Here is a 12,771-nt window from a genome sequence, read left to right on the forward strand (position 1 = left end):
TGCTCCTTAGCTTAATGCTGCGTCGGTGAGGGCATCCGCCAGGTAGAGCTTGGTTTGCTGGGCGGATTGCAGGCGGGATTTAAGGGCGTCGCATAGTAGCATTAGCTTATTAATCTTAGCCGTAATTCTAAGCTGCTCATTTGAAGGAACTACAGGAACTAAAGCATTTAAAACTCTATCAGGTGAAGTGTGGCGGACAGTTGTACCTGTACATGTTCTCGCTAATTCAACTCTAAGTAGCTGACTATTGAAGAACCAAAAAATAAAATCAGATGTTATCCCTTCATTGTACAATTCAAGTTTGCCTAAACGCTGATTGTGCAAGTAAATATGCTCATCCTTTGGAATAAAGGCAGCACTACCAAGTAATCCAGGGGCTTGCTCCGTCATTGGTATCATCAAATCACCAAACCTTAATATAAATTCCTCATTAAGGGGGCCGTCATAATACTTAGTTTTACCACCTCGATACCTAAACCCTCCTGTTTCATAGAAGTTCCCAGGGGTTGTTAGAACATGTTTTCTTTTAGAGTCAACAAAATAATTACTCTTGAATGCATAACCATTCTTTAGTGATAAAATATCACCGACCCTAGCCCACACCCACCCCACGGGTAATTCAAACGGTTTTTCCTCATCACTCACTGGCGGCAATGGTTTTTGCTTTTTAATTTTGCCTTCTTTCACCAGTTGCGCTTTTTCCTGCTCAATACGTTTAAGCAGTTCAGAAGCCGGTTCGTCGTTAGGATCCTGCGGCACCAGTTTACCCATCACCGCTAGTTGCAAAATGGTTTGCTTAAACGCGTCAATACTCGCTTCGGTGGTAAACAGCGTGTCGAAATGCTGGCTGATTCGCACCCAGTTTTCGGCGAGTTCTTCGGCATTTTGGCTATCGGTCAGCGTAGCCAGCAGGGTTTCTACCAGTTGCTGATGTGCGTCCAGACTGGTCAGAGATTGCTGTTCCAGTTGGTCGCAGAGGGACATGAGTTCGTCAACTTTTTCAACGATTTGGTGCTGTTCATTAACCGTTGGAAGGCCAATAACATAATTAAGAAGTTGTTCTTGTTTTATACCTTCTACCGTAGTTCCTGTCCCTTTTATTTTTACCGTTGAATAAGTATTAAAGAAAAAATCAAGAGAAACACTACTGGTTAGTTTTACCGACTTAAGATCTTGATTGAATGCCACGGGGCGTGAAGCGATTCCAATTTTACCCAACCCCATTCGAGTGCAGATTAAAATATCACCTTCATCAGCTAATTTACTTCCTGCCTTCAAACCTAGATGAGAAATGTAATCCTGAGTTTTTGCAATATATTTCTCTTTACCCAAGTCCTTAACACTGGCCCAAGGGATATCTCCATTCCAAAAGTCAGGATTAGACTTACTAGGTGTTCCTCCACTCGCTATAGAGTTAAATAACTCTCCAAGCCGTACCCACTCCCACCCCTCTGGCAACTCAAACGGCTTCTCATCTTCACTAATCTCAGGCAGCGGCTTCTGCTTTTTAATCTTCCCCTGTCTAACCAGCTCGGCTTTCTCAGCAGCAATACGCTTTAATAGCTCAGACGCCGGTTCATCATTCGGATCCTGTGGCGCCAGCTTACCGCGTACCGCCAGTTCCAGAATCAGCTCGCGCAGTTTCTTAATGCCATAGAGGTCGATTTTGCCATTGCTGCCACGCCCAGCTGTGGAGCGTGTTTGCAGTGCAGAAGACCAGATATCGATATGGTCAGTGATCAGCTTCTCAACGGTCATCAGTTTATCTCCTTGTTGCCCGCCAGCGCGGCACCCAGAATGTCACGCAGCTGATTACGCAGTTCGCTAATCTCCGCCTGCTGTGTCTGGTACTGCGCCAGCAGTTCGTCCGGGTCATGGCTGATGGTTTCACCCTGATATGGATTTTTGATATCCAGGTTGAAGTTGCGGGCAATAATATCCTCGATGCTGACTTTCCACGCCTGATTGCTCTCTTCACGGCTGACAAAACCGTCTGCTTCATTGCCCCACCAGTCGATTTCAGTCTGGAACTCTTCAAACTTCATCGGTTTGGTTTTGCTGTAATTCTTAACCCCAGCCGGGTAGGGGTGTTCATAGAACCACACGTGTTTGGTTGGCTGACCTTTGGTGAAGAACAGGATATTAGTTTTGATACCTGTGTACGGGTTAAACACGCCGTTTGGTAACCGCACGATGGTGTGCAGATTGCACTCTTCGGTGAGCTGCTTCTTAATTTTGGTTTTTACACCTTCACCAAACAGCGTGCCGTCCGGCAATACCACTGCCGCGCGGCCTTTGTCGGCCAGTACTTCGATAATCAGTTGCAGGAACAGATCGGCAGTTTCACGAGTCTGAAACTCGGCAGGGAAGTTCTTCTCAATGCCGTCCTCTTCAGTACCACCAAACGGCGGGTTGGTAATGATGACGTCCAGCTGTTCATCCCAGGAGGAAAGAGGCTTATTAAGCGTATTATCATGGCGGATCTGTATCGGCACTTCGATGCCGTGAAGCAGCATATTGGTGGTACACAGCAGGTGTGGAAGCTGTTTTTTCTCTACACCATGGATCTGCTGCTGCAGGGTTTTATGATCTTCGGTGGTTTTTACATAATGTTCTTTCACATGATCGAACGCGCAGGCAAGGAAACCGCCTGTACCGCATGCGGGATCCATAATTGATTCGCCCAGCTTCGGATCAATACGGTTGACCATAAAACGCGTAACCGCACGCGGGGTATAGAACTCACCCGCATTGCCAGCGCTTTGCAGGTCGCGCAGAATCTGTTCGTAGATATCGCCAAACAGATGACGCTCCTGGCTGCTGCTGAAGTCGATTTCATTGAGTTTGTTGATCACCTGACGTAGCAAAGTACCGTTTTTCATGTAGTTGTAGGCATCAGTAAACGCCTGTTTTACGACAAAGCCACGTGGGTTTTTATCAATCGGCGCAGTGAGGTTTTTCAAGGTAGGGAACAAATCGTCATTCACGAAATCCAGTAACGCATCACCTGTGATGCCCTCACTATTAGCCGCCCAGGTACGCCATAAATAGCGCTGTGGGATCGGAAGCTGATAGTCATCCTGCTCCAGTTCCAGCTCTTCTTCCTGAGTGTCAAAAATCTTCAGGAACAGCAGCCATGAAAGCTGCCCCAGACGCTGGGCGTCACCGTCCACACCTGCGTCTTTACGCATGATGTCCTGAAGGGATTTAATGACTGAACTAATCGACATGTTTTCTTTCCATTCTTAAAAAGGATGCCACCGGGAGCCATCAGCACCAGGTGGCAGAATCGTGGTTTGGTTATCAGGCTGAGCGCGGGGGTAACTGGTAAATTTCGCTTTCCAGTTCGTTTACTGCATCTTCGTAAGCCTGTTTGCTACCAAAGCTGCTCTTGATAATTTCCAGCGGCCGACCAAGCTTGTCGAATGGTTTCAGTTTGAGTACCTGAACATCCTCGATTTCCTGTACGCCTTCGTCTGCGTACTTGTCCAGCAAGGTGTTGAGGACCCGCTGCGCCGGTTCAGCGTATTTCGTGAAATAGTTACGCTTTCGCACGTTGGCCGCACGTTCGTGACGGGTCAATGGCGGCTGACCGTACACCACATGACAGAGCAAATCAAACGGGTCGAGATCCTTACCTACTTCTTCGGCCAGAACATCCCAAAGAATGCCCAGTTGCTCAAGTTCTTCGATGATTAGCTGTTTGCGGGGCGCATCCTGCCACTTGTTCACGAAACTATCCAGTGACGCATAGTTGCTATCTTTGAGCATCGTTTTTCGTGTGTAATCCTGGAAAGACTCTGTTACCAGTTTGCCATCAGAATCGTAATACTGAACGCGCTTAGCCATCACTTTGACATCTACGCCGTTGACGTAAAACTTGCGTATTTTGCTTTCGTCATCTGAATGAAATTCACCGCTGCCAGAATTTTTGTTGCGGTTAACCTGATATTCAGCTTCTTCTTCCCGTGCCTCATTGACGACGCTTTCGACTTTTTCAGCGTTATCTGTTTCATCCAGTTGTTCATTGAAGTCTGAATTGAGATCGGAAATGTCGTCAGGTTTCACCACCAGCACTTTTTCTGGTAAGCCGTCAAAGCGTGGATCGGCAAACAGCTCGGTCGCTTTTTTAAAGTCGAGAATGGTGAACCAAAGCTTGCCGTGCTTTTCATTAATGCGCGTACCACGCCCGATGATCTGTTTGAACTTTGTCATCGACTGAATATTTTGATCCAGTACCACCAGTTTGCAGGTCTGTGCATCGACGCCGGTAGTCATCAGCTCTGACGTTGTGGCGATTACGGGATAGGCTTTTTTAGGATTAATAAAATTATCCAGCTGTGCTTTGCCCACGTCATCATCACCGGTGATTTTCATCACATACTTTTCGTTCTTTAATACCTGTTCCGGGTTAAGCACGACCAGCGCATGACGCATCCGGTCAGCGTGATCAATGTCGTTACAGAAAACGATAGTTTTATCCATCGGGTTCGTACGTTTCAGGTAATCAGTGATGGTCTGCGCCACCAGCATGGTGCGCTCATCAATCACCAGGGTTCGGTCAAAATCTTTCAGGTTGTAGATACGGTCTTCAATTTCTTCGCCATATTTATCCAGCTGGCCTTTTACTGGCCTCCAGCCCTGCACATCTACGTCGATATCGACGCGTACCACTTTATAGGGCGCGAGGAATCCATCTTCGATTCCCTCTTTCAACGAATAGGTGTAAACCGGCTCGCCGAAATAATCGATGTTGGAGACGTCTTCGGTTTCTTTTGGGGTTGCAGTCAGACCGACCTGAGTAGCGCCGCAAAAATATTCCAGGACTTCGCGCCAGGCTGAATCTTCTGATGCGCTACCACGGTGACATTCGTCAATGACAATCAGATCGAAAAAGTCGGGAGCAACCAGCTTATAGGCTTTCTGATGTTCTTCAGGTCCGGTAATTGCCTGGTAGAGTGCCAGATGCACTTCATAAGCTGGATCGATATTGCGTCCGGTAACTTTGGTCATCGCAGAGCCAAAGGGCTGAAAATCGTTATTTTTAGTCTGATCAACCAGAATGTTGCGGTCCGCAAGAAACAGGATTCTTTTTTTGTTTCTGGCTTTCCATAAACGCCAGATTATCTGGAATGCAGTGTAGGTTTTGCCTGTACCGGTAGCCATGACCAGCAGGATGCGATTCTTGCCAGCCGATACGGCATCGACTGTTCGGTTAATCGCCTGTATCTGATAGTAGCGAGGGGATTTACCGCTGCCATCGTCAAAGTAGTCCTGACTGATGATCGGCAGCTGTTCGGCAGTAAAACCTTTCCAGAGACAGTATTTTTGCCAGAGTTGTTCGGGTGCAGGAAAGTCACCAAGGGCAATTTCGGATTCGAGCTGCTTGGGGTTAGTTTTATCATGGAAAACAAAACCATCGCCGTTAGAGGCAAACACAAAGGGCACATCAAGCAGACTGGCATAGTCGAGTCCCTGCTGCATCCCTTTGCTGATAGCATGTTTATTCGCTTTGGCTTCGATCACGGCTAATGGCAAGTTTGGCTTGTGATACAGCACGATATCAGCTGATTTTACTTTAATACGTGAGGCCAGTTTTCCGCGGACCACAATCTTGCCATCCCGCAGCTTCACTTCCTGGCGAATCTGAGTCAAATCATCCCACCCTGCATTCTTAACCGCGGGGAGAATAAATTTGCTGATGATATCCGTTTCTGTCAGGTGCGTTTTGTTGACGCCATCCATAACACAGCACTCCATGATATTAGGTTAGCTCTGATTTTACACAAATTAATGTATCAGGTAATGAGTTGAAACGGTGATTGGGACATCAACTGGCAAATTAATGGGGTTAATTCAAATTAGTGGCATCTTAAACTTCATGTACTTAACTCATAACTTTGACTAATAAATTATTGCGATCGCGCTCACAACGTGGACAATAGTTAAGCATGTAAAGAATATCAATCATCGAAATCAATAATTTTACTTAAGTTACGGGGCAGCAATGGACAGCAACACTCTGGGATTCACTTCATACTGGCGTAACACTTTAGCTGATGCCGAGTCTGGAAAAGGGGCTTTTGAGCGTAAAGATGAAGAGTCATTCACGCAGTGGATGAACGTTGATCAGGGAAGATTGAATGAAGAGATTGTTCAATCGTTCTTTGAGGGTGAAGACGCTCAGCTCAAGACTGTTGAAGTGCTTTTACGGCCTCATGTGTGGATACGCCTGTTAGAGCATGGTAAAGAACGAGCGGCGGGAGCGCCTGATTTTATTACGCCCCTGGTTACTTCTGCACTGTTAAACCGCGATGGTTTTCTATTCCCTACCTCTTCAGCCACCATACCGCGTGACCTCCTTGAGCCACTTCCCAACGGTACTTTCTCAATTGGGGAGATGGAGCCGTATGACAGGTACAAAACCACTCATGATTCATTTACTTTTGGTCCCGATAACGAGGATGAGCAACGTGAGGAAACTGATGAGCAACGCGAGGAACGCTTTGCTCGTTATCATCAGCTGTGGCAAAAGTACCTTAAAGATACAGGCGAGCTTTTAAAATATGTTGCTGGCAACTGGCTCGAATCACCTGAGCAATATGAACCTGCTGGATATGGCTACGTTATTAAGGCCAGCCAGCCAGGTGGAGCCAGTATTCATATCCTGCCTATGTATGATCATTTGCTGTCGTGCAAAAAAGAGGTTCCTTTACTGGCGCGCTTCGCCTCAAAAGAAAAGTCTCCTGTTGAACGGCTTCTTGCCAGCAATGCCATGTTCAGTGAACGTCTGGGCCATTCAGGCGACAAATTCCCGCTGGCTGCCGCACAACGTGATGCTCTTAGCCATTATCTCACTCAGCAGCCGGGCGATATTCTCGCCGTAAACGGTCCTCCAGGAACCGGGAAAACGACCCTGGTTCTCTCAATTATTGCTACTGAGTGGGCGCGAGCTGCTTTAAATAAAACCGAACCGCCAGTGGTGATTGCGACATCAACCAACAATCAGGCCGTGACCAACATTATCGAGGCTTTCGGTAAAGATTTTTCTGCCGGCTCCGGACCCATGGCCGGGCGCTGGCTACCTGATGTGAAAAGTTTTGGCGCTTACTTTCCGTCGTCTGGCCGAAGAGCTGAGGCAGCAAAAAAATACCAGACGGAAGATTTTTTTAACCGCGTTGAATCCCTTGAATATGCAGAAGATGCTCAGGTTTTCTTCCTGGAAAAGGCCAGGGCAGCTTTTCCGGCTGAAGAATGTCGTTCCCCTGAGCACATTGTGAACCTCCTGCATAAACGTTTAGCTGACCTTTTTGCAAAGCTTGAGAAAATTAAGCCAACGTGGGAGAGGCTGAACGCAATCCGTCAGGAACGGCGTGCTATAAGTGACGATCTCCAACAGTATTTGCAGGATAAGAGAACGTTACTGCTCAATAGTACAAATGAAATTTCACTTTTGACGCAGGGTAAAAAACAGTGGCAGCAATATCGAGCTGGTGAGTCGATTATGTTCGCGCTCTTCTCGTGGCTTCCCGCTGTTCGTACTAAACGCCAATATCAAATAAACCTGTTTTTAGAAGCTACTTTTGGCGCAAGAATGGCAGCATTTCAGGGCCCTCTGCCTGATGGAGTTGATGCCTTTATCGATGGTCTGATTGCACAAGCACTCAAAGAGCAGGCTGGATACCAGCAGCAAATTGACCTTTCTGAAGAGATTTCGCGACGTGAAGAGAGCGCAGCCCTATGTTGGCTAGAAACTACCCATTCACTGGGTTATGCAGGTGAGTCTGAGCTAAGTCTGAACGAAGCTGATGAGCTGGCCGATACACAGCTTCGTTTCCCTGCGTTTCTGCTGGCGACGCATTACTGGGAAGGTCGATGGCTGATGGATATGGCTGCCATCGATAGTCTCCAAACTGAAAAAAAACGCAACGGTGCTAAAGCTGTTAAGGCACGCTGGCAACGCAGGATGAAGCTCACACCTTGTGTTGTGATGACCTGCTACATGCTTCCTAATTATATGAAAACCAGTGAATTTTCAGGAAGTGGCAGGTCATTTGATAAAAGCTATTTTTATAATCTTGCCGATCTCTTGATAGTAGATGAAGCCGGGCAGGTGCTTCCCGAAGTGGCTGCTGCCTCCTTCGCACTCGCGAAGAAAGCGCTGGTGATTGGCGATACAGAACAGATCGCGCCTATCTGGAACAGCCTGCCAGCAATTGATATTGGCAATATGGTTGAGGAGCACATCCTTTCGGGGGGCACTCAGGAAGAACTCATTGAAGCATATGCACTGGTATGTGACTCAGGTAAAAGCGCTGCGTCTGGCAGTGTCATGAAAGTTGCCCAGTTTAACTCGCGCTATCAGTACGATCCTGATTTAGCCCGTGGGATGTATCTTTATGAGCATCGTCGTTGCTTCGACAACATCATTGGTTACTGTAATACCCTTAGCTATCACGGTAAGTTACAGCCTAAACGAGGGGAAGAAAAAGAGACGATTTTCCCGGCAATGGGCTATTTACATATTGATGGCAGAGGTATGAAGTCCAAAGGGGGAAGTCGTTACAACGCTTTTGAAGCTGAGACCATTGCAGCGTGGCTTGCGGCTCATAAAGAAGACATTGAGCGCCATTACCATAAACCATTGCATAAATTGGTTGGCGTTGTGACACCATTTTCAGCGCAGGTCAACGCTATAAAAGCGGCATTAAGCAAGCTCGATATTAACTGTAGCGGTGGTGAGGATTCACTTACGGTTGGTACAGTTCACTCGCTACAGGGGGCAGAGAGGGCAATCGTACTCTTCTCTCCGGTCTATTCGAAACATGAAGATGGAGGGTTTATCGACAGCGACAGCAGCATGCTGAACGTTGCGGTATCCCGTGCTAAAGACAGCTTCCTGGTCTTTGGTGATATGGACCTCTTTGAAATTCAACCAGGCTCTTCTCCGAGAGGTTTGCTGGCAAAATACCTGTTTGCCTCCTCCTATAATGCATTGCAGTTTGAGCACAAAGAACGGCAGGATCTGAGTACAGCACAAACACAACTCTCTACGTTGCATGGTGTTGAGCAGCACGATACGTTTCTGAATCAGACTTTTGACGCTATTGGTAAGAGTATTACCATTGTTTCTCCCTGGCTTACCTGGCAAAAGCTGGAACAAACCGGTTTTCTGGCGTCAATGGCCAATGCCCGCGCTCGGGGTATCGACATTACTGTGGTAACGGATAAAGGTTCTAATACCGAAGATTCAGATTATGAAAAGCGCAAAGCAAAACAGCAGCGCCTTAATGATGCAGTAGAAAAACTCAATGAGATGGGCATTGTTACGAAGCTGGTCAATCGTGTTCACAGTAAAATTGTGATGGGTGACGAAAGCTTATTGTGTATAGGATCGTTCAACTGGTTCAGTGCCGCAAGGGATGAAAAATATCAACGATACGATACGTCGATGGTTTACCGTGGGGAAAGCTTAAAAGGTGAAATCAAGACGATATATTCCAGTCTTGAGCAACGCCAGCTGTAATTCTTGATTCTCATTTTGGAGGATTTAATCAGAGGATCATCTGACAACATCAATAAAACGATGTTGTCAGTATTTTATACGGCTAATTTTTATTAGCCGTATAAATAAAGATATTTTTCCTGAGTTAGAAGGGCAGACGATGACAATGCATTATTCATCAAGAAGAAGCAGGTTATTATTCGGAGATGCCTCTCTGTATCGTTTTGATATAACGTTGGAGGGATGTAGGCCCGTTTATATTGCTGTCAGCATCTGCTCACGATCATCAGGCTGCGTCGGCAGTTCGATCTCATTTCCTTTTGGCCATATAATTACCCCGTTAAAATTCAATGCCTGATATGTTTCTGATGCTGCTGCCTGACCGCTCTTTGCGTTGTCTTACTACCAGCGTGCAATAAGGCACCTTTGTCGAAAATGTGTTAGTTGCGCTTTTTATGCTCCCTGGATAACCTGAGATAAACCATACAAGGAGTGTTGTTTATGAGTGCACAGGCAGAGGAAGGAACATTACGCCGCATGACGTTAGGCGAGATTACAATGGCTCGAAGAGTGTTCGGTGATTCGATAGTCTATAGCCGTGTCTGGATTCATTGCGACAGCTATTTACCATTCGGACTACAGAAACAGAACTACGCGATGACTCCCAACGGGGAGCTATGGTACAGAAAGCCAATGTACAAAGAAGACTTTTCCGCACACTCTGTTTTCATAGAAGATAAATATGTTTTCATCCATGAACTGGGCCACGTGTGGCAACATCAACACGGGCAATGGGTGAAAATGCGGGGCGCATTTAGCTGGGCTGCTGAATACACTTACAGACTGGATAAAGACAAGCTAACTGATTACTCTCTTGAACAGCAAGCCTCTATTTTAGCTGATTACTGGTTACTACTGGTTTATGGAATTGATAAGTGGTTTTACTATCAGAGGCCAGGGCGCATGGGGATGTACAGGGGCAATGATATATTGCAGGATGTCCCCTCGCTTTATCAGAAAATCGTAATAGGAAAGGGTCGTCAATCATGAAAAACAAGATGATGTTGGGTGTCGTATTTCTCTTAACGGGATGCCCTGGGCCTGGCGACCGAATGGTGGATCGCGAATCTACAACGGCATTTATCAAAGACAAGCAAGTTTGTGTGGTGTCGCCACTGGAGCCACAAGAAAGAATTACTGCCATTCAAATCAACAGCGATAAAAGCAACTCCCTTCACAAGGTTTTTGATGACAAACCTGTTTATGTTCCAAAAGGTGAGTGCCTTCCTGTGTTCGGATTTAAGTTCACAACTGGAGAACGTTACTATTTCGCCTATGATGTTCAATCTGATAAATCAATGTCGCATTTAGTCACTGCTGATTTTTCATATTCAAAAGAATAGGGGGCATAACGGCCCTTTGATTCTCATAAACGCACGCATGTCATTAGGCCAGGCTTAACGACTTCGAATCTGCGGTAGTTAAGGTCATTACCAATGATGGGACATCACTCTCATTCATGGGGACAAAGCAATGATAAACCTATTTAAGTGGTCCGCACTTGTGGCTACCACCGTCCTCATTCTCATTGGCTTGTTTGTCTGGTTTGCTGCATCGGGCTCTGATGAGATGACTGTTTATAAAGAAAATGATTTCTTTAACTACCACATGCTGACAGACCCCGATATTGAAAATGTACCGCGTATAACGGACAACTACTATTTTGAGTCTCACCCGGGAAACGGCTATTCCCCTTCAAATAGCATCATATTTAAGGAAGCTACAGATACTGCATCGCTGCACGCTTATCTCGAAAAGCTGGGTTACGTGCAGCAAAAGCGCAGTCTGGGTGAGAAGGAAATATGGGCAAAGCCTGATCAGTTAAATGGAGATCTGTTCTATCTGTACCTCAACCCCATAACCCGTGAGGTTGAGCTGACTAAGGTCCTGAATAATTGAGTCGCCTGAACGGGAAATTATTGTGGCGATGCCGATCTCTGCCGCTGGTCATCGCGCTGCTGCTCACAGGATGTGCCCGCTCTGACGCGCTGTGGACGGTCACGCATGACCTCTGCATGAATAACTATCACTACCGTCGCGATCCGGCACCTTGCCAGCAAGTCTATCTGCCGCAGGACAGTACACAGGGCTACAGCATCATCCAGAATCCTCGCCATAAGCTGCACTTTATTCTGGTGCCCACGGTGGCGATGTCCGGTATTGAGAGCATTGCGCTGTCGCGTCCCGGAGGTCCCGATTATTTCGGCTACGCCTGGTTAATGCGTTATCGTCTGATGGCGGCCTACGGTGCTGAAATGCCTGAGGATCGGCTCGGCATGGCGCTGAATTCCGCTTATGGCCGCAGCCAGAATCAACTGCATATTCATCTGACCTGCCTGCGGGAAGATGTCTATCGCCAGCTTCAGGCCGAGCGCCCCTTTATTCATAATGACTGGCGACCCTTGCCCGACCGTTTGCTGAACCACACCTACTATGCCCGTCGCGTTATACAGCCGACGGCGATGGGAATCTATCCAGTTTCCTCCGTGGCGCGCCATTTCCATCTGTCCTCGCCGCAGCTGGCGGAGTCTGGTGTGGCGCTTATCCCGGCGACGTTCTCGGGAGAAAAAGGGTTTATCCTGCTAACCACCCGGCGCGGCTGGGATAAGGGCAACCGGGCGTCTGTTGAGTCGCTACTGGATAAACGCTGCGCTATTCTTTCAGCGCCGCCAGCTGACGTTTCAGCCGACGAGTAACTAAACCTCACCCCAGCCATCCCTCACAAAACACCTTACCGATACAACGCCGCTTTCCCCACCGAACTAAACAGCGCCATCTTCGCCGCGACGACTTCACTTGCCGCCTGCATCGGTTTAACAAACAGTGAATCAGGCTCATGTCCGCCATGTTTCAGCTCCTGCTCCAGCGCCACGAAGAACGCCTTCTTCATATCGCTGGAGATATTGATTTTACCGACGCCATAACGGATCGACTCCGCCACCTCGCTGTCTTTGTTGCCTGAACCGCCATGCAGCACAGGCGGAGTATGTATTTCCAGAGAACTCGTTAAAAAGTTGTCATCTATACATGATTTTTGAATTATAAAATCGCTATTACCTCAGGTTTAATAGCAATCCATAAACACACGTTAATTACATCTGTTAATTAACTTACTGCCAACATAATCATCCCATTTCTGACAATAAGATTTTTTCCGGCAAAAATTATTCCTCATTTTCATTTCGCAGGCGTAGGATAAACGCACA

The 12,771-nt window shown here is 47.0% G+C and carries 8 protein-coding genes and 1 pseudogene; 5 read left to right on the plus strand and 4 right to left on the minus strand.

Translation table 11 applies throughout. The features are described from left to right. Positions 1-6 precede the first annotated feature (6 nt). From ACN1CO_RS12340 to hsdR, 3 genes are all read right to left on the minus strand, one after another. A complete protein-coding gene (locus ACN1CO_RS12340; RefSeq protein WP_419139187.1) occupies positions 7-1,758 on the minus strand; it encodes a restriction endonuclease subunit S in 1,752 nt (583 codons plus the stop codon). Then, complete coding sequence (locus ACN1CO_RS12345) at positions 1,758-3,230, minus strand: N-6 DNA methylase (RefSeq protein WP_419139188.1); 1,473 nt, start codon at positions 3,228-3,230, stop codon at positions 1,758-1,760. Before ACN1CO_RS12345 ends, ACN1CO_RS12340 begins: the two co-directional genes overlap by 1 nt. Positions 3,231-3,303: 73 nt before the next feature. Further along, positions 3,304-5,745 carry an EcoAI/FtnUII family type I restriction enzme subunit R gene (gene hsdR, locus ACN1CO_RS12350; protein ID WP_419139189.1) on the minus strand — a complete coding sequence of 814 codons (2,442 nt, stop codon included), beginning with the start codon at positions 5,743-5,745 and terminating at the stop codon, positions 3,304-3,306. Positions 5,746-6,007: 262 nt separating this feature from the next. On the opposite strand from hsdR, the gene ACN1CO_RS12355 reads away from it, so the two are divergent. The 5 genes from ACN1CO_RS12355 to ACN1CO_RS12375 all read left to right on the plus strand — a co-directional run bounded on the left by ACN1CO_RS12355 (position 6,008) and on the right by ACN1CO_RS12375 (position 12,261). Then, positions 6,008-9,526 (plus strand): AAA domain-containing protein, encoded by a 3,519-nt coding sequence (locus ACN1CO_RS12355; RefSeq protein WP_419139190.1) that lies wholly within the window; start codon positions 6,008-6,010, stop codon positions 9,524-9,526. A gap of 480 nt (positions 9,527-10,006) precedes the next feature. Beyond that, positions 10,007-10,555, plus strand: coding sequence for a type IV secretion protein Rhs (locus ACN1CO_RS12360; protein WP_419139191.1), 549 nt, complete (start codon positions 10,007-10,009; stop codon positions 10,553-10,555). Beyond that, positions 10,552-10,908: a putative T6SS immunity periplasmic lipoprotein gene (locus ACN1CO_RS12365; protein ID WP_419139192.1), complete on the plus strand. Its 357-nt coding sequence runs from the start codon at positions 10,552-10,554 to the stop codon at positions 10,906-10,908. The genes ACN1CO_RS12360 and ACN1CO_RS12365 overlap by 4 nt, the downstream gene beginning before the upstream one ends. A gap of 160 nt (positions 10,909-11,068) precedes the next feature. Beyond that, positions 11,069-11,464, plus strand: a complete 396-nt coding sequence (locus ACN1CO_RS12370) for a hypothetical protein (RefSeq protein ID WP_419139193.1) — start codon at positions 11,069-11,071, stop codon at positions 11,462-11,464. 20 nt (positions 11,465-11,484) lie between these two features. After that, entirely contained in the window at positions 11,485-12,261 is a 777-nt protein-coding gene (locus tag ACN1CO_RS12375; protein ID WP_419139194.1) for a CDP-diacylglycerol diphosphatase, read from the plus strand. A gap of 35 nt (positions 12,262-12,296) precedes the next feature. On the opposite strand, the pseudogene ACN1CO_RS12380 reads toward ACN1CO_RS12375, so the two are convergent. After that, positions 12,297-12,548 (minus strand): annotated as a pseudogene (locus ACN1CO_RS12380) (class II fructose-bisphosphate aldolase); the annotation flags it as partial. Between the last annotated feature and the right edge of the window lie 223 nt (positions 12,549-12,771).

Source organism: Pantoea sp. R13S299, assembly GCF_048515925.1.
In the GTDB taxonomy this organism is placed as follows: Bacteria; Pseudomonadota; Gammaproteobacteria; order Enterobacterales; family Enterobacteriaceae; genus Pantoea.

Bases quoted from the DNA above. Each gene is read 5' to 3' on its own strand.
- ACN1CO_RS12340 (WP_419139187.1), bottom strand. From the start codon at position 1,758: ATGACCGTTGAGAAGCTGATCACTGACCATATCGATATCTGGTCTTCT.
- ACN1CO_RS12345 (WP_419139188.1), bottom strand. From the start codon at position 3,230: ATGTCGATTAGTTCAGTCATTAAATCCCTTCAGGACATCATGCGTAAA.
- hsdR (WP_419139189.1), bottom strand. From the start codon at position 5,745: ATGGATGGCGTCAACAAAACGCACCTGACAGAAACGGATATCATCAGC.
- ACN1CO_RS12355 (WP_419139190.1), top strand. From the start codon at position 6,008: ATGGACAGCAACACTCTGGGATTCACTTCATACTGGCGTAACACTTTA.
- ACN1CO_RS12360 (WP_419139191.1), top strand. From the start codon at position 10,007: ATGAGTGCACAGGCAGAGGAAGGAACATTACGCCGCATGACGTTAGGC.
- ACN1CO_RS12365 (WP_419139192.1), top strand. From the start codon at position 10,552: ATGAAAAACAAGATGATGTTGGGTGTCGTATTTCTCTTAACGGGATGC.